The sequence below is a fragment of the Microcoleus sp. Z1_A1 genome (assembly GCF_036700305.1).
GTDB lineage: Bacteria > Cyanobacteriota > Cyanobacteriia > Cyanobacteriales > Microcoleaceae > Microcoleus.
Map to the genome: position 1 here is coordinate 132,002 of NZ_JAUBOR010000008.1, position 23,705 is coordinate 155,706.

The following is a 23,705-nucleotide window of genomic DNA, read 5'->3' on the forward strand; positions in this document are numbered from 1 at the left end:
GCAAGATGTCAGATGCTACAAACTTAGGTCATATTTTATTTCAAGTTTTGAGCAATCACTTTAACTTGGGGTGGCACATTAGCAACCATTCCGATCGCAGTTTTTTCGCTCAAAGCAACTAAAACTCCCGGCTGCACTCCCATGATGGCAATAATTATTGCTAAAACCAGCGAAGGAATGCGATCGTCCCAGCGGACTTGCGGCAAATTTACCACCACATCAGAAAGGCGGCCGAAAAAGGCGCGGTTGACCATAATTAAAAAGTAAACTGAAGTTAAACCAGTGCCAATCATGCAGAGCAAAGTTTGCAGGGGAAACACTGGCAAACTGCCCCGAAATATCAAAAATTCAGCAATAAATCCAGCCAAACCAGGAATGCCGGCACTAGCCATCACGCCGAGGATCATTAAACTGCCAATCATCGGCAAACCGCGATCGGGATTGAACAAACCTTTGAGCACATCGATGTTGCGGGTGCCGGATTTTTTGTAAATAACGCCGACACTCAAAAATAGCAGCCCTGAAATTAAACCGTGGCTAACCATTTGCAAAACTGTTCCCAGCATACTAATCGGAGTAGCTGCGGCGCTAGCTAACAAAATGTAGCCCATGTGAGCGATCGAACTGTAAGCTACAATTTTTTTCATATCTTTTTGGGCGATCGCGCAACTCGCCCCGTAAAGCACGCTTACCACCGCCCAACTCGCCAACCAAGGTGCCGCCACCGCCCACGCATCTGGAAACAAACCCAAACCAAAACGCAGCATCCCATAAGTTCCCAGCTTCAAAAGCACCCCCGCCAGCAGCACCGAAACCGGCGTCGAAGCTTCTACGTGAGCATCCGGCAGCCAAGTATGAAAAGGCACCAAAGGCATCTTAATTCCAAAAGCCAGCAACACCCCTGCCAGCAAAACAATTTGCCTTACCAAAGGCAATGGCAATCCTCCTTGTAAATGCGATGCGCCCGCTGCACCAACCATATCGAAACTCGAAGCACCGCTAAGCCAACCAGTACCCAAGAAAGCAGCCAGGAGCACAATTCCCGAAAATGCAGTATAGATTAAAAACTTAGTAGCAGCATAACCCCGGCGCTCGCCTCCCCAAATCGCAATTAACAGGTAAAGCGGAATCAATTCTACCTCAAAAAACAGGAAAAACAGCAGCAAATTTTGAGATAAAAAAGCCCCTGTTACGCCGCCGGTAATTAACAAAATCAAAGAATAATAAAGTCGAGGTCTGCGGATCGACTCATCCGTAGCGTAAATAGCTATTCCTGTCAGCAGAGTATTTAAAATTACCAAAGGCAGAGCCAAACCATCAACACCGAGATTGTAATTCAATCCCAAAACATCTATCCAAGGAATGAATTCCGCAAACTGCAACTGACTGGTACTGGCATCAAACTGAACTGCCAAAATCACCGAGAGAATAAAAGTTATACCCGCAATGGCGATCGCTACATTCCGAACTATTTTAGAACTCACTGAACCAGGCCAGATCCCAATCAGGGCAGCGGCCAACATAGGTATCCAGATTAAAGCACTGAGCATCAATTAAAACTTTCCTTTATTACGCAGTTTTTAGAGATATAGCAATCCTAAATCATTTGTGAATTTCTTACTCCCTCCCCAAGGCATCGGGGAGGGTTGGGGTGGGGTAAAAAAATTACGACTCCTGCAAGGATTGGTATATATTTAACATTAACGCAAAGCAACTGCATAAAAAAGCGATCGGCCCATTTTCTTGTTAACATAGATTCAAATGTGTCTGGAATCCTCCTATGACCTCAAGTCTTACAGATCGAGAAGATTTGCAAATTAAATCCGGTTCTCCTTCCACCCGCCTCACCGTTGCCGACTTGGAACAACTGCAAGGTATACTCTCGGAAGCGCATCTAGACTACCAATTAGAACTCGTAGACGGGAAGATTATCCTTATGGGCCCATCAGACATTGTATCGAGCGAAATTGGGGCAGAGTTAGTCAGACTTTTACTAAACTGGGTCAAACCCCGCAAACTTGGACGAGTGTTTGAGTCCAGTGGCGGGTTTATTCTCCCCAATTCAAATCTTACAGCACCCGATGTTTCGTTTGTAACCGCCGATCGCCTCAAACAAAGTAAAAGGTATTTTGCCGAACTCGTTCCCGACTTAGTTGTAGAAATCAAATCTCAGTCCGATCGCCTCAAACCCCTGCGAGAAAAAATTTTATCATTTATCGAACTAGGAGCCAAAGTAGGAATATTAATCGACCCTGACAAGCGCACAATAACAATTTACACTCCCCAAGCAGATCCAGTGGTATTGAGAGACGGCGACATGATTTCAATTCCCGAACTTTTGCCCGGTTGGGAAGTTCCAGTGATCGAATTGTGGCCGATCGAGTTTGAATAAAAGTAGATAAAAAAGCAGACAAACCCAGAATAAAATCATCTGCGTTCATCTGCGGTTTAAAATTAAATAACATCAGACAAAAAGCAGACAAACCCGAAAAATTCATCTGCCAACCTCTGCTGTTTAAAACTGCCAAATAATCAACCCCAGCAACACCGCAACCCCCCCCACAATAGTCAACACATAAAACTGCGACTGACCGGTGCCGCTGTACTTCAACCCTTCACCGCTGAAAATTGTGGCAAAACCGAACAAATTCACCGCCCCGTCCACCACATACCTATCAGTCCAAGCGCTGATTTTAGAAATAAAAGCCACAGCCCAAACGACAGTCAAGCGGTAAACTCGATCGATATAAAAATCGTAAGCAAACAAATCCTGCAACGCTGGCACCGGCAGCCGTACCGGTCGAGGTAAAACCCCGTACCAATAAATCGCCACCCCAACCGCAACGCCAATCAATCCAGATAACAACAACAGCGGTGTATCCAGCGTCTTCAACAGCAAATTTAAAGTATCAAAATCTCCCGTTTCCGCCCAAGGGCCAGTCCAACTAATTAACAGTTGCCACTGCTGCAACATCCAAGGAACCAACAGCCCCATCACTGTCAGAATTACCATCGGCAAAGCCATCGGCCAACCAACTTCTGGAGCTCTGCGAGTTTTCGGCTGCGGTTTTCCCACAAACACTAAACCGAATATGCGAGTTAAATTTAGCGCTGTCAAACCGTTAACTAAAAGCAGCACTATTACCAGCCACAAAGGCACCGTCCAAAAACCGTTGAGCCAGCGTCGCATCGCCCAAAAGTTGCCCAGAGGCAACAACGCTACCATCCCCGCAGCGCCTACTAAATAAGCCGTAGTCGTGGCAGGCATCTTTGACCACAACCCACCCATTTCTGTTAAATTTTGAGTGTTAGTTGTGGTAATAATTGACCCTACGCTCATGAATAATAGGCCTTTGGCGATCGAGTGCGCGAACAGCAACAGTAAAGCAATGTCAACTTGATTTAGCCCCACGGCGATAAACACCAAACCCAAAGAAGCGCTGGTAGAATGCGATAGTGCTCTTTTGAGGTCGATTTGGGCGATCGCCACCAAGGAAGCGCCAACAGCCGTCACCGCCCCCAAAACCACCAGCACCCCATCCGTCACGGGCGACAGCGCTAAAACAGGCTGAAGTTTAATCAAAACATAAGCCCCAGCGCCCACAACTACCGTATTCCGCATAATCGAAGCCGGGTTTGGCCCTTCCATCGCCTCGTCGAGCCACAAATGGAAGGGAAATTGAGCGCACTTGGCTGTAGGGGCGGAGATTAAAGCCAAACCTAAAAGAGTCGCCACTAGGGGAGACAAAGTTGCAGTTTCCGCCCATGTTTCTAAATCGGAAAAATTCAAACTTCCTGCTAAAGTTGAAAGCGTCACTACTCCCATCAGCAGTGGCACGTCTCCTACACGCTTGGTTAAAAACGCATCTCTAGCGGCTGTTACTACCAGCGGTTGAGCGTACCAAAACCCGACTAGCAAGTAAGTTGAAAGCGTCAGCATTTCCAATAAAGCGTAAGTTAGAAGCAGTGAGTCGCTAATAGCAATGCCGCTAATTGCTGCTTCAAAAAAACCGAGCAGCCCAAAAAATCGAGCTAGCGCCCAGTCTTTTTCCATGTAGCCTAGAGCGTAAATTTGTGCTAGCAAACTCAGAAGTGTAACTAACTCCATTGCTCCGACGCTGACCGTGGAGATTTCTATTGCAAAAGACAAATCTAAATCGGCTGCTTGCACCCAGTGCACGAGCAACTGTTGCGGCGGTTGATCCCAAGTCGCTGTAAAAATAACTGATCCGTGTATGAAAGCCACCACTGTCATCAGCAAATTGAAGTAAGCTGCTGGTCTTGGGCCTGTTCTGCGAATGGTGCCGGTAGACCACGGCAAAGTTAAAATTGCGCCTATTAAGCCATATAAAGGTACCCACCAACAGGCTTGGAGGAGAAATTGAGTCATTTAATTTATGCCTTAAACTTGAAATTACTGGCTGCTTTTATACAAAAACAGTAGCGGGCGATCGCGCGATGCCCTAAAACTTTGACTAAACCCGATCGTATAGTTGTGGCAAAATAATTTGCAGTCCAGATTAACTATACATGAAAGCATCAAAACTGATAATTATCTCAACACTAATTTATAAGCTGAGCAGAGGAGGCACTCAAAGAAAAAAATGTCTGCCGATGGGCCAAGACTGCCTTTTTTGGCTATTTACCCGCGATCCCCATTTTGAACTCCCCTAATTTCCTGCCAGCGATCGGCTCCGGCTTCGCATACCGAACTCTACTTTATGAGTATTCTTACTTACTTTAATCCCCCCTCGCTCTCGGTATCTACCCCTCTAAATATTAAGATTATTAAATAAATATGAAATTATTTTAAGTAACATAAAAAATTTTAATTTTTGTTATTAAACATTATGATGTTAGTTTATATTGTCAAGGTGGACAGCTTCCCCTATTCTTATAGGATAGGAAGCTTTACACTGCCTTACTAAAAAATGTGGGCCTCCCCGTCCAAATTTTTAGATTTCTCAAAGATTTGTAACGGTAATTTCGCTCATCCTCAAAGGAGATTCAAAAATGTCAATTGCCGTGGGAATGATTGAGACAAAAGGTTTTCCCGCTGTGGTGGAAGCTGCCGATGCTATGGTCAAAGCTGCCCGCGTTACCCTCGTGGGGTATGAAAAAATCGGCAGCGCCCGCGTCACCGTAATTGTGCGCGGCAACGTGTCGGAAGTCCAAGCCTCAGTCGCAGCCGGAGTGGAATCCGTCAAGCGGGTCAACGGCGGAGAAGTCGTCTCTACCCACATCATCGCTCGCCCCCACGAAAACCTAGAATACGTTCTGCCGATTCGATATACAGAAGCAGTAGAACAGTTCCGAGGCTACTAAGTTCTTAGCGCACAAAAATTTCGTTAAAGGAAAATTTGTGCGATCGTCAAAAATTAACTGTTTAGTTCCCCAAATATTCAATCAGGAGTAAAACCAATGGCAATTGCAGTTGGCATGATCGAAACCCTAGGCTTCCCCGCAGTGGTAGAAGCCGCTGACGCGATGGTCAAAGCAGCCCGCGTCACCTTGGTAGGCTACGAAAAAATCGGTAGCGCTCGGGTTACGGTCATTGTAAGAGGAGATGTCTCGGAAGTGCAAGCTTCTGTCGCAGCCGGAGTAGAGTCAGTGAAGCGCGTTAACGGCGGACAAGTGATGTCCACCCACATTATCGCCCGCCCTCACGAAAACTTAGAGTACGTGCTGCCGATTCGCTACACCGAAGCTGTAGAACAGTTCCGTGAAGGCGTGAGTGGCATTCGCCCTCTCAACAGATCATAAGATAGGCGATTCCCTACGGGATAGCTTCGCTTCACGGCTGTTAGGGGCGTTTGGTAATTAAAAATTAAAAATCGCGATGTTTTTGATTTAGCATTTTTAATTTTTAATTGAGGTGGGCATGGGATATTGGTTATTAGTCATGAATCATGAGTCCGTCGATTTTAGATTTTAGATTTTAGATTTTAGATTGACTCTCGCATTGAATTGGGGAGCTTGAACTCTTAGTCTAAAATTTCGATCTCGTCCACTTAAGTGGGGAATTTTACCCGTTTCTGGCGAGTCATTAGTTACTAGACGAAAAACTCTAAAAGACGCAGAGCAGACAGAAGAAAGCAAATCTAAAAACGACAAGTGACTAAGTGAAAAAATGACAATTACCAATTACCTATTACCTATTACCTAAAATGCAAATGGCCAAAGTTCTCGGCACAGTTGTCAGTACCCAAAAAGAGCCGACACTGAGAGGATCGAAATTTCTACTGCTGCAATTCATCGATGAGGAAGGTTCGCCAGTTCCCGGCTATGAGGTAGCCGCTGACTGTGTGGGCGCTGGTATAGATGAATGGGTTTTAGTAACCCGAGGCAGCGCAGCCCGGATCGCGCCCGGAAGCGAAAACCGTCCGATCGATGCTCTAGTAGTAGGCATTATAGATACTGTCAATGTAGAAAACCGCCTCATTTACAGTAAAAAAGACGACCCGTACGGCTAGTTGCAACCGTTAGCAGTTAGCAGTTAGTGGAAAAATAACTAACAACTAACAACTAACAACTAACAACTAACAACTAACAACTAACAAAAAGATTTTTCAGCTTAGGAGAACTTAATTTATGGCAGTCCGCAACGTTGCGGCTCCCCCGACGCCTTGGTCGAAAAACTTGGCTGAGCCTAAAATTCACGACACCGCCTTCGTACATTCCTTTTCTAACATTATTGGGGATGTGCATATCGGTTCTAATGTGATGATTGCCCCCGGGACATCTATCCGCGCCGATGAAGGCACTCCTTTTTATATCGGACAAGGAAGCAACATTCAAGACGGAGTAGTGATTCACGGCCTAGAACAAGGCCGTGTCACAGGAGACGACGACAAATCCTATTCTGTGTGGGTGGGGAAAAATACTTCCCTCACCCACATGAGTTTAATTCACGGCCCGGCCTACGTGGGCGACAACTGCTTTATCGGCTTTCGCTCCACGGTGTTCAATGCCAGAGTGGGCAACGGCTGCATTGTCATGATGCACGTACTAATTAAAGATGTGGAGATTCCCCCCGGTAAGTACGTACCTTCGGGAGCCATCATCACTAATCAGAAGCAAGCCGATCGCTTGCCTGACGTTCAAGATTCTGACATTCAATTTGCGACCCATGTCATCGGCATCAATGACGCTCTGAGAACGGGTTATCGCTGCGCTGAGAACATCGCCTGTCTAGCACCAATTCGCAACGAGCAAACTAAAAACCCAAATATGACTCAAACCAAATATTCTACCCATGCCGGCACCCAATTGAGTTCAACTCTTGCCGATAGCATCCGTAATTTACTAGCTCAAGGATACAGCGTGGGAGCCGAACACGCCGACGCACGCCGCTTCCGTACCGGTTCTTGGCGTACTTGCGGCCCGATTTCCTCAACCCGTGACTCTGAAGTGATCGCGGCTTTGTCAGCTTGCATGGCCGAACACCAAGGAGAATACGTCCGCTTGATCGGGATTGACACCAAAGCCAAGCGCCGCGTACTAGAAGAAATCGTCCAAAGACCGGGAGACAACGGCTCTAACGGTTCTAACGGTGCGAAAACTCACCAATCTAACGGTAAAGTTGCACAACAAGCTTCATACCACAATAGCGGTTCCGTGTCAAGCGGAAAATTGAGTGCCGAAACAGTGACTCAGGTTCGGGGCTTGCTAGCTCAAGGCTACAAAATTGGCACGGAACACGCCGACGCGCGCCGCTTCCGCACCAGTTCTTGGCAAAGCGGGGCTTCGCTGCAAGTCAGAAACGAATCTGAGGCGATCGCCGCTTTGGAAGCTGTGATGAACGAGTACCCCGGTGAGTACGTGCGCTTGATCGGGATTGACCCGAAAGCTAAGCGACGCGTGGTTGAAGAAATTATTCAGCGTCCCGACGGCCCAGTTGCTCAATCGGCTAAGCCTGCAGCAACATCGGGATACAAAGCAGCTTCGACTGGTTCGGCCAGCAGCGGCAGTTTGACCGGCAAGACGATCGACCAAATCCGCAACCTGCTTTCCCAAGGCTACAAAATTGGCACGGAACACGCCGACGCGCGCCGTTTCCGCACCGGTTCTTGGAGCAGTTGCGCCCCGATCGCATCCAACCGCGAATCCGAAGTGATTTCTGCCCTCGAAAGCTGTCTCAAAGAACACAGCGGCGAGTACGTCCGCTTGCTGGGCATCGACTCCAAGGCGAAGCGCCGGGTACTCGAAGAAATTATCCAGCGTCCTTAATTTGCTAGGTAATTAGCTTGTTTCTCCCGTTAAGCCCTCGCGTTGGGGCCAACGGGAGAAACCCCAGCGGATTTAAGTTGGATTTGAGATAGTTAAAAAGCTCGAATGAGAAATGTTGGTCAAAATCTAGAATCTTCGGAAAGTTTCTATAAAACGTTAAATCATCAAGCTTCTCAGTATTAGTAAATTATCGTTTCTTAGATTGACATGGTTAAATTTATCAGTCGAGAAAACCCATAATTTAAAGTCGTTTTATCGAAAAAAATAGCTCCTTTCATGGTGAAGTCGAATGTATTTATCGCCACTGCAATTAAGTAGCAACTCTCAGATTTTGATGAGTGGCGATGTAGTTGTGAATGAGGGTGCGGCGATCGCCCCTGGAGCAATCCTGCAAGCAGAGCCCGGAAGCCGGATCTCGATCGCCGCCGGTGCCTGTATCGGTATGGGAGTTATCCTTCACGCCCGTGAAGGTACTCTGGAAATCGCGGCGGGCGTAATTCTGGGTGCAGGGGTGCTGGTGGTAGGTGCGGGAACGATCGGGGAAAATGCCTGTATTGGCGCCGCGACGACCCTAATCAATCCTTGTATCGACAAAATGCAAATTATGCCAGCAGGTTCTCTAATGGGAGATACCAGCCGCCAAGTCGCCCCAGAACCAACAGCAGAACCAACAGCAGCAGCGCCAACAGCAGCGCCAACATCACCAGAAACCCCCGAAGCCACTACGCCACCAGTCGATCGACCGATCGAGCCGATCGAGCCGATCGAGCCGCCACAACCCGCCCAAACACCGCCTCAAACTGCGCCGGAGACTGCCCCAGAGCCACCGGAACCCACCACCGCAGAGCCGCCCCAACCAGGGGAAACGCCAACTATTCTATATGGCCAAGCTCACATCAATCGGCTGTTGGGGACGCTGTTTCCGCACCGGCAAGCTTTTAATCGATCGGAGGAAAACGGCCAAACTCTATCGGGCGGTTCCGGGTAGCCGTCAATCGATTGCGCGATTTTCGATTTTAGATTTGAGATTGAAGCATTGACTTGCGCGAGATAAATTCGGGGTTCCTTTATGGGATACAGGTTTTTTATTTCTGGACGGATGAATCACGTGGCGGGTATCCTCGATGCTTTCGGTCATTTCGGCAAAAGCCAGCTATGCTAAAGGCAGAAAGATCAAATATAAATAGGTAATCTCATATTATTGGTAGCTCAGCAATTTGTCAGACCTTGCAGCAGCAATCAGTGTCTTGTAGCTCGTGCAGTCTGTCTTCTCATCTGAGAAACTATAAACTATCAACAAATTTTTATTTTGGGAAGTTTCTAAGGGTAATAGAAGATGGACGGACAAACAGATCGTAACAGTCACCAAGAGCGATCGCAGCGCCAGGAATACTTCAAAGACACTGCTTTGGGTTTGGTATCGACCAAGAGTTTTCCGGCAATTGTCGGGACTGCTGACATGATGCTCAAGTCGGCAGGAGTGATTTTAGTAGGATACGAAAAAATTGGTTCCGGTCACTGTACCGCGATCGTCCGGGGCAGAATTTCGGATGTGCGTTTGGCTGTGGAAGCTGGAGCTCAAACTGCCGAACAGTTCGGGCAGTTTGTTTCTAAGTTAGTGATTCCTAGACCTTTGGCTAATTTGGAAGTGGTTTTGCCGATCGGCTTTCGGCTGACTGAACTTTCGGAAAAAGGCAGTTATTCTCGGCTTAGCAATCAGGCGATCGGTTTGCTCGAAACCCGCGGATTTCCGGCAATGGTCGGTGCTTGCGATGCTATGCTCAAATCTGCAGACGTACACTTGGCAGCTTACGAGAAAATAGGCGCCGGCTTGTGTACGGCAATTATTCGCGGTGCAGTTGCAGATGTAGCAGTAGCCGTAGAAGCCGGGATGTACGAAGCTGAGCGAATTGGCGAGTTGAACGCGGTGATGGTAATTCCGAGGCCTTTGGAAGATTTGGAACAAACTTTACCGCTGGCGAGTTGCTGGATCGAGCAGCGTAAACCTGTGATGATGCCCATGTCGGTTAAGGAAAAGGAACAAGAATTGATCGAACTTCCAGATTTGGAGAAATTGAGAGTTTATGTGGAAGAGGAAATCAATCGGTAATTGGTAATTAGGCAACAAAAGTTTGTAGAGACGTACTGTCGCAAATACTGAGACGAAATTTGTCAAAAAAATAGAGAGTTTACTCGGTAGGACTGCTGGCAACAATTTATACTGAGTAGCGGTCTCAAACTTAATTTGCCGATCTAGCCGATCGTCGCTGCATCAAGAGACACCGAGCACCAAGTAAAACTAGACTTTTGAGAGCAAGTCGATCGAGTAAACAATCGAACTGACTAATAAGTAAATCCAGCCGACGTGCAAAGCCTTTCCACATGATTTAACTACTGTTAAAATAAACCAAAAATCCTGTTTACGGTAGATTGCCCGGAATCATTCAAGAGTTACTCTGACCGCAGGTGGATGCTCTTTCAACAGATTAACGGCTGTCGAACTCAAAACTGACAGCACAGGAATCAACCCCCAGAATCAAGCACTCCTGAAAGTTGACCTATGAACCTCAAACAATTTTACAAGCGCGGTTTGCACAGCGCCAAGAAAGGAAACTATGAAGCGGCGATCGACGATTTCGATCGCATACTGCAACTCAATCCCGCCGATGCCAAAGCCTATAACAATCGCGGCTTGGTGTATTATTACATGAAAGACTACCAAAAAGCGATCGCAGACCTCAGCCAAGCCCTAGATATCAATCCTAATTTCTTCGAGGCTTACCTGAATCGAGGCAATGCTTGGCGTCATCTCGGAGAACACGACAAAGCCATTGAAGATTTAAACTGTGCTTTAGCAAATAAGCCTAACAGCCACGCTATCTACAACAACCGGGGACTGGTACTTGCTAATTTAGGAAACTACGAAGAAGCAATAGAAGACTACAATCGAGCTCTCTCTATCAATTCCAACAATTATAAAACCTATTACAACCGGGGGCGCGCTTACTACCTTTTGGGAGAAAAAGAGGCAGCAACGGAAAACTTTAACGAAACGCTGCGGTTGAATCCTAAATATATCAAAGCTTACATAAATCGAGGTCTCTGTTACCACCAACTAGGAGACAATACGCAGGCGATGGCCGATTACAACATTGCACTCGCCATCGATCCACAAAATGTTTATGCCTATTATAACAGAGGTTGCGTTCGCTATAAATTAAAACAAATGCAGCTTGCAATTGAAGACTTTGACCAAGCAGTAGAACTCGATCCGAACTATGTTAAAGCTTATCTCAACCGGGGTTTAGCGCTGTATAAACTTGGAGATGTTGCGGCAGCAAATAAGGATTTTTACCACGTAATGTGCATTAATGCTGAAGCTTATGTATACTACCAAGCCCAGCGGTGCACGCCTGATATTAATTCATACTTCAAGGAAGCGCCGCAGGTGGAACTTAATAATGCTGCGGAATACTACAACACAACATTAAATACGATGTCAACTTCCTTAAGTTCTGCAGCATTAAACGCGGTCTGGAATCAAGAAGATTTGGAGAACAGAGACTCGATTATCTGTGAAGGTGAATTTATTAATGATTGATTTATTCAGTAATCAGGGAGCTTGCGTACTTAGTCGGCTAAAATGTTACAATAATATCTCATTTTAGCACACGATCGGGAGCATCTCATATTTGTAAAAACACTTCTTCTGGCTCCTTCCTTCTTCCTCTTCCCTCTTCCCTCCTGCCTCCTGCCTCCTGCCTCAAAACTCCAATTTCTAGCGGAGGCCTGCTTTCATTGAGATGCTCCCACACTAAGTATGGAAGAACCATAAACATTAACTGAAACTATTCCATAATGCCATTGAAGATTTTAAGTTCAGCCGTTCTCCGGCAAGGGCAACTTCAATTTCCGTTTAACACTTGAACAATTGAATCAGTAAGTTCCTGAAACCTTGCTCTCCCAAGCCGCCCGACAGCAGCAAGGGCTAGGTTCTCTTCTATATGTTTTGGCGCTTTCATCCCTACAAGGGCACTCAGGAGGCCAGGGGCGCTGCGGGTATATTGGAGCGCCCGCTGGCAGTCTGTCCGCAAGCTTTCGCCAAAGGCAGAAGCAATCTTTTCTGGGATCTGACCGATAACCTGCGCTTCACAGATCGACCTACTGGCGATCGCCCAAATGCCTAAGCGATCGGCAGCTTCCAATACTGAGACTTGTTCTCCTTTGATTGTTTGAGTTGGGCTTAGCACAGCTTCCGGCATCCCCATATTCAAAGGAAGCTGGATAAACCGAAACCCATCCTCTTTGTTCCCAGCTACTTCGCGAGCAATGGACTTCGCACGCGCCAGATCGATATGGTACTTTTCAGTTGGAGGTACGCGAAAAGCATTCCAAGTTGCCACACCGTAATTAGCAATTTTTCCAGCTAAAACCGCACCTTCAAGTACCTCAAAAACCTCTCGCAACCGATTGTAAAAAATATCGGGTTCAACTTGAGAAAGTAGCTTTTCTGGATTGTGAAGATAGTAGACATCGATTGTCTCAATGCCGAGGTTGGCGAGGCTCCAATTAAGCTGATCTTGAATGTATTCTGGGTGGATGCAGTAACGCTCCTGGGCCAAATCTGCCATGCTGATAGTAGAGTTGTTTGGCTCGACGTACTGCTGATAAAACCACTCTACATGGTTGGGAGTTGGATGGGGAACAACGCCGCCTTTCGTACAGATAATTAGTTCATCCCTTGAGGCTTCTCCCGATTCCAGGAGACGGCGGATAGCCTTTCCTACGCTCCGCTCTCCGTACTGGTAGCGGTAGTTAATTGCTGAGTCAATTAGGTTGGCACCCCGCCGAACCGATTCCACTACAGCTTCCGCCACCAGAGTGTCAGTATACTCATCTGGTTCCCCAAGGTAAGTGCCAATTCCAATCGAGCTGGCCACAAGCGAACCAGTTTCTCGGAAGTGATCGGCTGCACAGTTTTTGTTGTGCCGTTCCCTGTAACGCCGCGTTCCTTCTGCGGTAGCTCTGCCTGCGATCGCGATCGCATTATTATTTCCTAAGCTAACATTCATTAAGTTTAAGCCCTCCTTCATTGAAAATTTTCCTCAAAGTGACCAAGGTAGAAACGCGATCGCTCGCGCCTCTACATTTTTAGACCAGATGTTTGGGAGCCTCTATTAACTGGCGATCGACAAGATAGGAAAAATAAGTCCGAAACAAACTCGCATCCGCTTGCGGGCAGATAATGTCCGTTCCAGAAAGTCCCTTCAACGCATTCTGGCAATCAAATTGCAGCGTCGCAGATTTAGCCATGTCTGCATCAGAAACTTTTTCGGAAAAAAGACCGACAAGCGGGTACAAAGCATGAGCGGGAGAATTTCCAGCGCGATTTACAATTTCTGCTTGCCAAGTCTCAGAAGAAACTCGTTTGATTGGATAACCCATTGAGCAAATCCAGCCCAGCAATTCACTCATTTGAAAAGACTGAGGGTTGACTAAATGAAACGTCTTTCCGAGCAATTCTTTTTGGCTCGAAAGATGAACGATCGCTCCGCTCACATAGTCAACAGGCGCTACATTCATCAGCTTATCGTCATCGGGTGCACATCCAAGTTGCACGCAACCAGCGATTAACCTGTACAGTAAATCACTGGGATTGCAGGCCCCTGTTTGGCTGTCCCCAGAAATGCGACCTGGCCTGTAAATGGTAACAGGAATGCCGCGATCGCGCGCGACCTCTACTAACTTTTCTGCCACCCACTTAGTCTGAGTGTAAGCGCCTTTGAGACCCTCTCCCGGAGTGAGTTCGTCCTCCTCTCGCACGTGCTTAATCCCAGATTCTCCCTTTGCCGAAAAAACGGAAATAGTAGAAATTAAATGGACTGGTTTTAGCTTACTTTGACTCGCCAATCTCAGAACTTCCTGCGTCCCCAAAACGTTAGCCGGTTTGAGAACAGAGTAGGGATAAGTAAACTTGACAAACGCGCCATTGTGGTAAATGACATCAATTTTACTGGCTAAAACTCCGAACTGCTCCTCGGAAAGCCCCAAAAGTGATTGAGACAGATCTCCAGCAATTGGGATAATGCGATCGCTGCTGCTTTCATCCCAAATTAAATAGGATTCGAGGCTGCTTTGAATCCGCTTTTTAGCTGATTCTGCATCGGCAGAACGGACTAGGCAATAAATTTCTGCTTGAGTTTGTTGCAAGAGATCGCGGAGTAAAAAGGCTCCCAAAAAGCCCGTCGCCCCTGTTAAGAGAATGCAAGCTGGTTCAGTTTTTGGCTCGCTCAATGGAGTTGCAGGGCGAATTGCCGGATCTAAAACAACTTCAGCATTAATATCGAAACTTGCAGTGCGATCGCCCGCTGTGTTGCCCCCTTGCTGCATTTCGATTTTTTCAGCTAAACCAGCTACAGTAGGAGCTTCAAACAAAACGCGCAAAGGCAATTCCACCTGAAAACATTCTCGCACTTTGGCTAACAACTGAGTAATCAGTAATGAGTGTCCCCCCAAGTCAAAGAAATTGTCGTGAATTCCTACCTGTTTAAGGTTGAGAAGCTGGCTCCAAATTTCGGCAAGAATCTCCTCAGCGGGAGTGCGAGGGCCTACAAACGTATCTGTAAAATTGGCTGCTACGGACGGTGCAGGAAGCGCTTGACGGTCTATTTTGCCATTGGGAGTCAGTGGCAGCGCTTTCAGAACCACAAAAGCAGAAGGTATCATGTATTCGGGCAGTTGTTCTTTGAGGAATGAACGCAGGCTTTCAATTAGTTGTGAGTCCTGAATGCTGGGTTTTGAGTGAGAAACAATATAGGCGACTAAACGCTGATTTCCCGGTTCATTTTCTTGAAGTAAAACGGCTGCCTCGCGTACAGAGGGATGATGAGACAGCCCCGCCTCAATTTCTCCTAATTCAATGCGGAAACCTCGCAGCTTTACTTGGCGATCGACGCGATCGATAAATTCTATATTTCCGTCTGGCAAATAGCGAGCTAAGTCGCCAGTTTTGTAAAGTCGAGTTTCCGGTTCCTGATTCAATGACTTGCAAATAAATTTTTCTGCGGTGAGTTCTGGTTGGTTTAGATAGCCGCGAGCCAATCCCGCACCAGCAATATATAATTCACCGGCTACCCCTACAGGAACCGGCTGCAAGTGCGAATCGAGCAAATAAATCTGCGTGTTGGGTAGTGGGCGACCTAAAGGAACTGTCTGGGAAATGCGATCGCCTTGCATTTTTACCTGATAAGTCAGCACGCCTACAGTTGTTTCTGTCGGCCCGTAATGGTTGAAGATCGAGCAGTCTGGATTGTATTTCTGAATTGTTTCAATTAAATTCCACATCAAAGGCTCACCGCCGAGAATTAATCGCTTTTTCGGTAAGATTTGCGCGGGGTTAGAAGCGCTCAACAAAGCTTTTAAGTGAGAGGGAACAATTTTCAAACAATCGATAGAATGTTGCTGAAAATAAGCCGCAATTGCTTGAGGATCTGTTGCGCGTTCTTGAGAGATAATGTGCAGGCATCCACCCGAACACAAAGCGGGAAAAATAACAGTGTGTCCTAAGTCTGCTGCGAAGGTGGAAACGGTGGCATAATTTGCACCTGATGGCAGGTTTAATCTTTCTTGAATGCCGTGCAGGTAATTGAGCAGTTGGCGGTGTTCAATAGCGACTCCTTTGGGTGTGCCGGTGGAACCGGAGGTATAGATAATGTAAGCTAAATTTTCACCAGAAGCAGAGACGAAAGTAGTAGGAGAAAAAGAGAGAATGTCTGTATCTAAGCAGACGATCTGTGCCTGAGTTTCCGGCAAATTTGTGATTAGATGCTGTTGCGTTAACAGCACTGGAGTCTGAGCGTTTTGCAACATCAATGCTAGGCGCTCTTTGGGCATGGCTGAATCGAGCGGTAGGTAGGCGCCACCTGCTTTGAGGATGCCTAGAATTCCAGCGATAGCCTCTAAAGAGCGATCGACGCAAATGCCGACAATCACCTCTGGCTTGACACCTAATTGTTGCAAGTAATGGGCAATTTGGTTAGCGCGGGCGTTGAGTTCGCTGTAGGTAATTTGCTGATTTTCACAAACAGCAGCTATACTGTTGGGCGATCGCTCTGCTTGTTCTTCAAAAAGCTGGTGCACGCACTTATTGAGCTGGTAATCTGCTTTGGTGCTGTTGAATTCTAGTAATAATTGATTTCGGGCGCGATCGCTCAGCATTTCGAGCTTGCCGATTGCGGTTTGTGGGTTGCTGGCTACACTTTGCACTAAGGCGTAAAATTGCTCGGCCAAGCACCGGATACTGTTGTCTGCAAGGAAGATAGGATCGTAGTGAAACTCAGCGGCGAGCGAGTCATTTTGGCGGTGGCAAGAGAGTTTAACTTTGAAGCGATCGCAGCACGCATACTGCTTGTAAATCGAAAAAAATACGCCACTAGCCGAATGCTTTTTGAGGTGTTCCTCAAACTCGAAACCAAATGGAAAGCCGGAAGAGTTGCCTAGATATTCGTGGGAGAAATATTCTTGATACTTGTATGCCTCGCATTCTTCCTGCTGAATTTGGTGCAAGGTTTCCGCGAAGGAAAAGTTTTCTGTTAGTTGGCTCGACAGCGGTAAAAATTTGGCAAACAGCCCAAGCGCTGGCTCTAGTTCTTCGTATTTTCGACCGTCGAATGCCACGCCAACAGTGAGCTCTGATTGGCCAATCAGTCGCCAGAGCAAAATTTTCCAGCAAGCGAGCAAGAATGTAGAAAGTGAGGTGTTGTACTGGCGGGCGATATCTTCCACTTGAACCAGCAAAGCTGACTCTAATTTGACCTCAAAAGCTTGGGGAGTAAATTGAGATGGCGCGTTAATTAATCTATTTTCAAACGGCAACCTTAAACTCGCTAGCGCCGATAAATCTTGTCTAGTCCAGTATTCTTTGCCCTCCGCCGCTTCCTCATCTTCGAGCAATTCATTTTGCCATTCGGAAAATTGAATGTATTGCACAACTTCATCGGTAATTTCTTCGCCGTGAAGGCAGGCGGCATAGCACTGGCTGATTTCTTGAACCAGATTTTTTAGTGTGCGACTATCGGCGCACAGTGCGGGCAAACTAACCAGTAAAATGTGCCTTTCAGATGAAAGTGTAATTAAAGACAAGTGCCAAACAGGATTGCGATCGAATTTGAAGAAAGCGCTCTTTTCTTGCTGAAAAATCTCTTCTATTTTGGCTTCTTGCTCCTGGGGATTTACTTCACTCAAGTTAACCCAGTTCCACGAAACAGAGCTATGTTCGGAGATAACTTGTATAGGAATTTTTAGCCCTGCCTTTCCCTGAAAGCTTGTGCGGATAATTTCGTGGCGATCGCTAACTTTTTCTAAAGCTTTCTTGAGGTTATCAGTTTGAAGACTTCCCTCGATCGAAATAGCGGATTGAATGCGGTAAGCAGGGCTGTCTTGCTGCAAAAGCCACAGATATTTTTGCTGGGGTGAAAGGCGAAATCCATTAATTGTTTGCATTGTTCCTCTTTATCAAAGCACTACTTTATTCTCGTTACATTTGCCTGGAAGAGATGATATTATGCCCGATCGATTGACCATAATATCCCGGCCGGGCGGGTTTTTGAGATTGTCAATTATTGGCAGATATTGTTGGTGAACCCGCCCCTACAGGAATCAGGCTAATCGACCGGACATGATATGAGAGGGAATTAAATTCCTGATTCAGGAATCATTTCGCCCATCGCTACAACAATTTTTCGCGAACCGATAAATGGATTGCGACTGTGAGCGGCAAGCATATTATCTAGCATTAAGATGTCTCCTGCTTGCCAGGGAAAACTAACAGCAGCTTGCGCGTACACTGCCTGAATTTCTTCCATTACTGAGTCTTCAATAGGAGTGCCGTCACCGTAATAAACATTGCGGGGGAGGTTCTCTTCTCCAAAAACAGAGAGCAAGGAAGCGCGGGTTGCCGCATCTAAGCAGGAAATGTGGTGCAAGGGAAGTTGATTGAAAAATACCATTTCTTTGGTTTTTGGGTGCTTGGCAATTGCAGGGCGAATTTTGCGAGTTCTCAAATTATTTCCTGCTTTCCACTCAAATTCCATCCCAGCTTGTCGGCAGTATTCCTCAACCACAGATTTGTCTTCTGTTTGGAAAAAATCTTTCCAGCTTACATCCAGTCCGTCTGTGTAGTTACGGACGTACATAATTTGCTTTTGGGCAAATTTTTCTCTGAGTTTCGGGTCTAGCAACTGGTAAATTTTACGGCAGTCAACAATCGGCGTTTCTCCGCCTTGTTGCGCTGGCTGAACGCAGAAAAACCAGATTTTCATCGGCCAGCGGTGCAGGTGCGAACTCTCGCTGTGAAATAAGATAGCTTTATCTGCTGGGTAAGGAGTTGAACCGTAAACTTTTCCGCTAACTCCTTCGCGTGGCAAATCCCCGTACTCCCCAAATAATTCCGAACAAATTGAGAGTGCAAACTGCTCGAATGCGGAAACCACAGGGCCGGTGAACCCTCGAAAAAGAATCCCTCCATGCTGTAGCAATTTTGCTTCTATAAATTCGCGGTTATTTTTCGCCCAGTCTGCGAGATCGACATCGGCTACTGCGGGTTTTGCCACTAAAGGAAAGAGTTCGTCGGGGTGCAGGTACTCGGTTTTTATCAATTCGCCTTGCGGCAAAGCCACTGGCTTCGGCTTGACGCTTTTGAACTTACTAAAATTGCTTTTTTCACGCTTTAATTCTTGCATGGCTTGTTTCTGCTTCTGGGCTTCTGTGAGTATTTCTAAAGTGTTCAAACGACTGTCAGGCTGCGCCACAATGCTGCCGAGGAGGGTTTCAAAGCGATTTGACATTTGAGCGATCGTCTCTCTGTCAAATAGGTCGGAATTATACTTCCAACTGCCGACAATTCCTGTCTTTGTTTCCGACACAAATAGCGCCAAATCAAATTTAGCCGTGCCGCTATCAATTTCAACCGGGATTAAAGTTAAACCCGCCATTTCTAAATTCGGCATAGGCGCATTTTGCATGACGAATAAAACTTGAAAGAGCGGTGTTTGACTCAGGGTGCGATCGGGACGCAGTTCTTCTACCAGTTTGTCGAAGGGCAAATCTTGGTGAGTGTAAGCTTTTAATGTCACTTCGCGCACGCGATCGAGCAGTTGGCGAAATGTAGGATTGCCGCGCATATCGGTTCGCAAGACGAGGATATTGACAAAGAAACCAATTAAAGCTTCAGTCTCAACTTGTGTGCGGTTTGCCAGGTCAGTACCGACGACAATATCTTCTTGATTTGTGTAGCGATAAAGCAGCGTTTGAAGTGCTGCCAACAACGTCATAAATAAGGTGACATTTTGTTGCCGACTAAGTGCGTTTAGCGCTTCTGAAACTTGCCAATCAAGCTGGAATTCTTGAATCTCAGCTCGATCGCTAGAAACAGCAGAACGCGGTTGTTTTGCTGGCAATTGCAGCGGGGGCAAATTTTGACCCAACTGCTGCTTCCAGTCAGCGAGTTTTGCTTCCAAAACTTCGCCTTGCAGCCAGTTTATTTGCCAAACAGCATAGTCTGCGTACTGTACAGAAAGTTCGGGTAGGGGAGAAGGTTTGCCACTGCAGAAAGCTTCATAAAGCGCCGCCACTTCCCGCACCAGTACCCCCATCGACCAGCCATCAGCTACGATGTGGTGTACTGTCACTAACAGCAGGTATTCTGTCTCGTCAAGATGTAACAATGTGACGCGCAGTAACGGCCATTTTGTGAGGTCAAAAGGCTGTCGCGCTTCTTCAGCGGCGAGTCGCATTGCCTCGGCTTCTCGTTCAGCTTGCGATAACTCTCTTAAGTTTACGATCGGCAATGTGAAATTTAAAGATGAAATAATAACCTGAGCGGGTCGTCCTTCCACCGAATTAAAAGTTGTCCGCAATGCTTCGTGTCGCTTGATAATCTCCTGAAAAGTTTGCTCTAGAACCGCTACATTGAGCGCCCCCTTCAAGCGCACGGCTGCTGGGATATTATAGGCAGGATTCCCGGGCTGCAATTGGTCGAGAAACCACAGTCGTTGTTGTGCAAAAGAAAGGGGTAATTCTTCCTGCCTTGACGCAGGCTTGATGGGGGGTGCTTTCAGTTTTTGATCGGCGCGATATTGCAAGAGGCTTTCGGTGACTGTTGCGACGGTAGGCGATTCAAAAAGAGAGCGCAAGGGTACTTCAATTTGAAAAGCTTCTCGCAGGCGAGAAATCGCCTGAGTAGCCAGCAATGAATGACCTCCCAATTCAAAGAAGTTATCGTGAATTCCCACTCGCTCTAAACCGAGAACTTCCGCCCAAATTTCTGCTATTAATTGCTCGTCGGGAGTTCGAGGCTCGGTAAAATTGCTCTCTAATTCGGCTGTGTTTGTGTCAGGTGCTCTTAGCGATCGCCGATCGATCTTTCCGTTAGGCGTTAAAGGCATTGCTTCCAGCAGCACAAACGCTGACGGCATCATGTACTGCGGCAGTTTTTGTTTCAGGTAAGAGCGCAAATCATTAATAAGTTCTGAGTCTTGAGTTTTGAGTGCTGAGTTAGCAACGATATAAGCTACTAAACGCTGGTCGCCCGGATTGTCTTCTCGAACCAGTGCGATCGCTTCTCGCACGGCTGGGTATTGGCTGAGTACCGCTTCAATTTCGCCTAATTCGATGCGAAATCCGCGAACTTTCACCTGGTTGTCGCTGCGCCCCATAAATTCAATGTTTCCATCTGGGAGATAGCGAGCCAAGTCCCCGGTTTTATAGAGGCGTTCTGAAAGAATAAACGATGAAGAATTAAGGATGAATGAAGCATGAGTTGGGTCTTCTGCAAAGGGGTTAGGAATAAACTTCTCTGCGGTCAGTTCCGGTCGGTTTAGGTAGCCTCTAGATAAGCCGGCACCGCCGATGTGCAGTTCGCCAAAAACGCCAACGGGAACCGGCATTAAATAGCGGTCTAATATGAAAATTTGAGTGTTAGCGATCGGGCGACCGATGGAAACTGATTCATCTTTGCGATCGACCTGATAGAGAGTTGACCAGATCGTGGTTTCTGTAGGGCCGTATAAATTCCACACAGAAGCGCCGCGCAAAAGCAACTGATTGGCGAGATGTCGGGGTAAAGCTTCTCCCCCGCACAGTATTTTTAATTGATTGTTTCCCTGCCATCCTGCTGCTAAAAGCATTTTCCAACTGGCTGGAGTAGCTTGCATAATGCTTGCGCCAGAATTTGTTAATGTTTCTAAAAGCTTTTCGCCGTTAGATGCCACTTCTCGGCTGGCTACAACAACGCGAGAACCTGTTGTAATAGGCAGGAACAGTTCCAGCGCTGCAATGTCAAAAGATAAGGATGTTACTGCTAGCCAAACATCGCCGTCTGCGATCGCGAGTTGTTGGCGCATAGAACTCAAGAAGTTAACGGCAGAGGCGTGGGAAATTTGCACTCCTTTGGGTTTACCTGTTGAGCCTGAAGTATAGATGACATAGGCTAAATTGGAGGAATTTTGTAAACCCACGAGTGGCTCGTCGCCGCTCGATATGCCTTCCAAATCTGCGTCCAGAAACACGAGGGAGGCGCTATTTTTGGGCAGGGTTTCTAATAGCTTTTTCTGAGTGAGTAACACTGAAATTTTCGCGTCTTCCAGCATGAATCCCAGGCGCTCTGGTGGATACGCTGGATCGAGGGGAACGTAAGCGCCACCAGCCTTGAGAATGCCGAGAAGCCCTACCATCATTTCTAGGGAGCGATCGACATAAATTCCCACCAAAACTTCTGGTTTGACACCGATTTTTTGCAAGTAACTGGCGAGGTTATTTGCTTTTTCGTTCAGTTCCCGGTAAGTCAGATGTTCATTTTCAAAGACGACTGCGATCGCATCCGGCGTCCGCTCTGTCTGCGCTTCAAATAGTTCATGTATGCACTTATCTTGCGGAAAATTCGATTGAGTATTGTTCCACTCGAACAGCAGTTGCTGCTGTTCAGGTTTCGTCAAGATTGGCAAATGTGAAATGCGCTGTTCGGGATTGGCAGCTATACTTTCTAGTAAGGTTAGAAAATGTCCGGCTATCCGTCGTGCAGTGCTAGCATCAAACAAATCTTGGCTATACTCAAGCGTTGCATTAATACCCTCTAATCCTTCCTCCAAGTCAAGCGCTAAATCAAATCTCGCCGTTTTCCGTTCTATTTCCAAACTGCTCAACGTCAATCCTGGCAATTTTATCTGCGGCGTCCGAACATTTCGCAGAGAAAACAACACCTGAAATAGGGGATTATGACTTAAATCTCGTTCGTGGTGTATAATTTCTACCAGTTTCTCGAAGGGCAAATCCTGGTGGTTATATGCGCCGAGAGCTACTTCTCGCACGCGGCCCAGTAAGTCTTTAAAAGTCGGGTTGCTCGACAGATTGGTGCGGAAAACTAAGGTGTTAGCAAATAAGCCAATTAATTCCTCGATTTCGCGTCGGTTGCGGTTAGCAATGGGGGAGCCGACTAAAATATCTTCTTGCCCGGTGTAGCGATAGATCAATGTTTTAAACGCTGCCAGTAGCGTCATAAATAAAGTCGCTTTTTCCCGCTGGCTTAATAGAGTCATTTCCTCTGCGATCGCCTTGGGAATGGTGAATTTATGCACCGCACCTCGGAAGGTTTGTACTGCCGATCGCGGGCGATCGGTTGGCAAATTTAGTACCGGGAGATTCCCTCCGAGCTGTTTTTTCCAGTAAGCAAGCTGCGTCTCTAAAACTTCTCCCTGCAACCACTGGCGCTGCCAACTTGCAAAGTCTGCGTACTGTACCGACAGTTCGGGAAGGGGAGAAGGTTTGCCAGTGCAAAAGGCTTGATAAAACGTGGCGAGTTCCTGGATGAATATTCCCATTGACCAGGCATCGAAAATGATGTGGTGCGTACTCAATAGCAGCACCCAGTTGGAATCGCTCAAGTGCAGCAATTTGGCACGCAATAAGGGTGCTTGTGAGAGATCGAAAGCAAGCTTTGCTTCTGCGGCGATTAACCGTTCAACTTCGCGCGATCGTTCAGTTTCAGGAAGCGATCGCAAATCTATTTCTAAAATTTGCAATTCCAGATTGGAAGCGATCGCCTGAACGGGTTGGCCGTTTATTGTCTTAAAAGCCGTTCGCAAAACTTCATGACGCTTGACAAGTTCGTTGAGACTGCGATCGAGAGATGTCGCGTCAAGTGTTCCCGTCAAACGCACGGCGGCGAGGATGTGATAGGTAAAGTTGCCGGGATTTAGTTGCTCAAAAAACCACAATCGCTGTTGAGCAAACGACAGAGGAAAAGTGTTAGACTCTCGACTTTGAGGCAGAATTTTTTCTAGCGAAACGCTTTCTTTTTTCTGGTTGAGTCGCTGCAACAGCAACTCGCGCTTTTGGGGAGAAAGAGCCGCGATGCGTTCGATTAAATCACTCATTTTCTGACAAGCGAATTTCAAAGGTGGTACAATGCCCCGGATTTATGC

Annotated in this window: 13 protein-coding genes; 8 read left to right on the top strand and 5 right to left on the bottom strand. The window is 46.9% G+C overall.

From position 1 onward, the window contains the following. Nucleotides 1-35: 35 nt before the first annotated feature. Nucleotides 36-1,550 carry an NADH-quinone oxidoreductase subunit M gene (locus QT973_RS07805; RefSeq protein ID WP_333209387.1) on the bottom strand — a complete coding sequence of 505 codons (1,515 nt, stop codon included), beginning with the start codon at nucleotides 1,548-1,550 and terminating at the stop codon, nucleotides 36-38. A 230-nt stretch (nucleotides 1,551-1,780) separates the two neighbouring features. Here QT973_RS07805 and QT973_RS07810 point away from each other — a divergent pair, with 230 nt between their 5' ends. Then, the gene (locus QT973_RS07810) at nucleotides 1,781-2,392 is read left to right on the top strand and encodes a Uma2 family endonuclease (protein ID WP_333053456.1); all 612 of its coding nucleotides are present in this window, start codon (nucleotides 1,781-1,783) and stop codon (nucleotides 2,390-2,392) included. Between the two features lie 123 nt (nucleotides 2,393-2,515). Here the strand turns inward: QT973_RS07810 and QT973_RS07815 are convergent, their stop codons facing one another. Next, nucleotides 2,516-4,390: an NAD(P)H-quinone oxidoreductase subunit F gene (locus QT973_RS07815; RefSeq protein WP_333053457.1), complete on the bottom strand. Its 1,875-nt coding sequence runs from the start codon at nucleotides 4,388-4,390 to the stop codon at nucleotides 2,516-2,518. A gap of 623 nt (nucleotides 4,391-5,013) precedes the next feature. On the opposite strand from QT973_RS07815, the gene QT973_RS07820 reads away from it, so the two are divergent. From QT973_RS07820 to QT973_RS07850, 7 genes are all read left to right on the top strand, one after another. Further along, nucleotides 5,014-5,325, top strand: a complete 312-nt coding sequence (locus QT973_RS07820; protein WP_006635059.1) for a carbon dioxide-concentrating mechanism protein CcmK — start codon at nucleotides 5,014-5,016, stop codon at nucleotides 5,323-5,325. A 96-nt stretch (nucleotides 5,326-5,421) separates the two neighbouring features. Beyond that, nucleotides 5,422-5,763 carry a carbon dioxide-concentrating mechanism protein CcmK gene (locus tag QT973_RS07825; RefSeq protein WP_006635058.1) on the top strand — a complete coding sequence of 114 codons (342 nt, stop codon included), beginning with the start codon at nucleotides 5,422-5,424 and terminating at the stop codon, nucleotides 5,761-5,763. Between the two features lie 404 nt (nucleotides 5,764-6,167). Beyond that, the gene (locus tag QT973_RS07830) at nucleotides 6,168-6,473 is read left to right on the top strand and encodes a EutN/CcmL family microcompartment protein (protein ID WP_006635057.1); all 306 of its coding nucleotides are present in this window, start codon (nucleotides 6,168-6,170) and stop codon (nucleotides 6,471-6,473) included. A gap of 118 nt (nucleotides 6,474-6,591) precedes the next feature. Further along, nucleotides 6,592-8,229: a ribulose bisphosphate carboxylase small subunit gene (locus tag QT973_RS07835; protein WP_333053458.1), complete on the top strand. Its 1,638-nt coding sequence runs from the start codon at nucleotides 6,592-6,594 to the stop codon at nucleotides 8,227-8,229. Between the two features lie 289 nt (nucleotides 8,230-8,518). Continuing rightward, nucleotides 8,519-9,217: a carbon dioxide concentrating mechanism protein gene (locus tag QT973_RS07840; RefSeq protein ID WP_333391068.1), complete on the top strand. Its 699-nt coding sequence runs from the start codon at nucleotides 8,519-8,521 to the stop codon at nucleotides 9,215-9,217. 348 nt (nucleotides 9,218-9,565) lie between these two features. Further along, nucleotides 9,566-10,339 (top strand): BMC domain-containing protein, encoded by a 774-nt coding sequence (locus QT973_RS07845; RefSeq protein ID WP_333053461.1) that lies wholly within the window; start codon nucleotides 9,566-9,568, stop codon nucleotides 10,337-10,339. A 450-nt stretch (nucleotides 10,340-10,789) separates the two neighbouring features. Further along, nucleotides 10,790-11,830 (top strand): tetratricopeptide repeat protein, encoded by a 1,041-nt coding sequence (locus tag QT973_RS07850; protein ID WP_333053462.1) that lies wholly within the window; start codon nucleotides 10,790-10,792, stop codon nucleotides 11,828-11,830. Nucleotides 11,831-12,134: 304 nt separating this feature from the next. Here QT973_RS07850 and QT973_RS07855 read toward each other — a convergent pair whose 3' ends face one another. The 3 genes from QT973_RS07855 to QT973_RS07865 form a co-directional block, all read right to left on the bottom strand. Continuing rightward, entirely contained in the window at nucleotides 12,135-13,322 is a 1,188-nt protein-coding gene (locus QT973_RS07855) for an aldo/keto reductase (protein WP_333053463.1), read from the bottom strand. Between the two features lie 58 nt (nucleotides 13,323-13,380). Beyond that, nucleotides 13,381-17,730: an amino acid adenylation domain-containing protein gene (locus QT973_RS07860; RefSeq protein ID WP_333391071.1), complete on the bottom strand. Its 4,350-nt coding sequence runs from the start codon at nucleotides 17,728-17,730 to the stop codon at nucleotides 13,381-13,383. Between the two features lie 191 nt (nucleotides 17,731-17,921). Next, on the bottom strand, nucleotides 17,922-23,657 hold the full coding sequence (locus tag QT973_RS07865; protein ID WP_333374679.1) for an amino acid adenylation domain-containing protein: 5,736 nt from the start codon (nucleotides 23,655-23,657) through the stop codon (nucleotides 17,922-17,924). Nucleotides 23,658-23,705 lie beyond the last annotated feature (48 nt).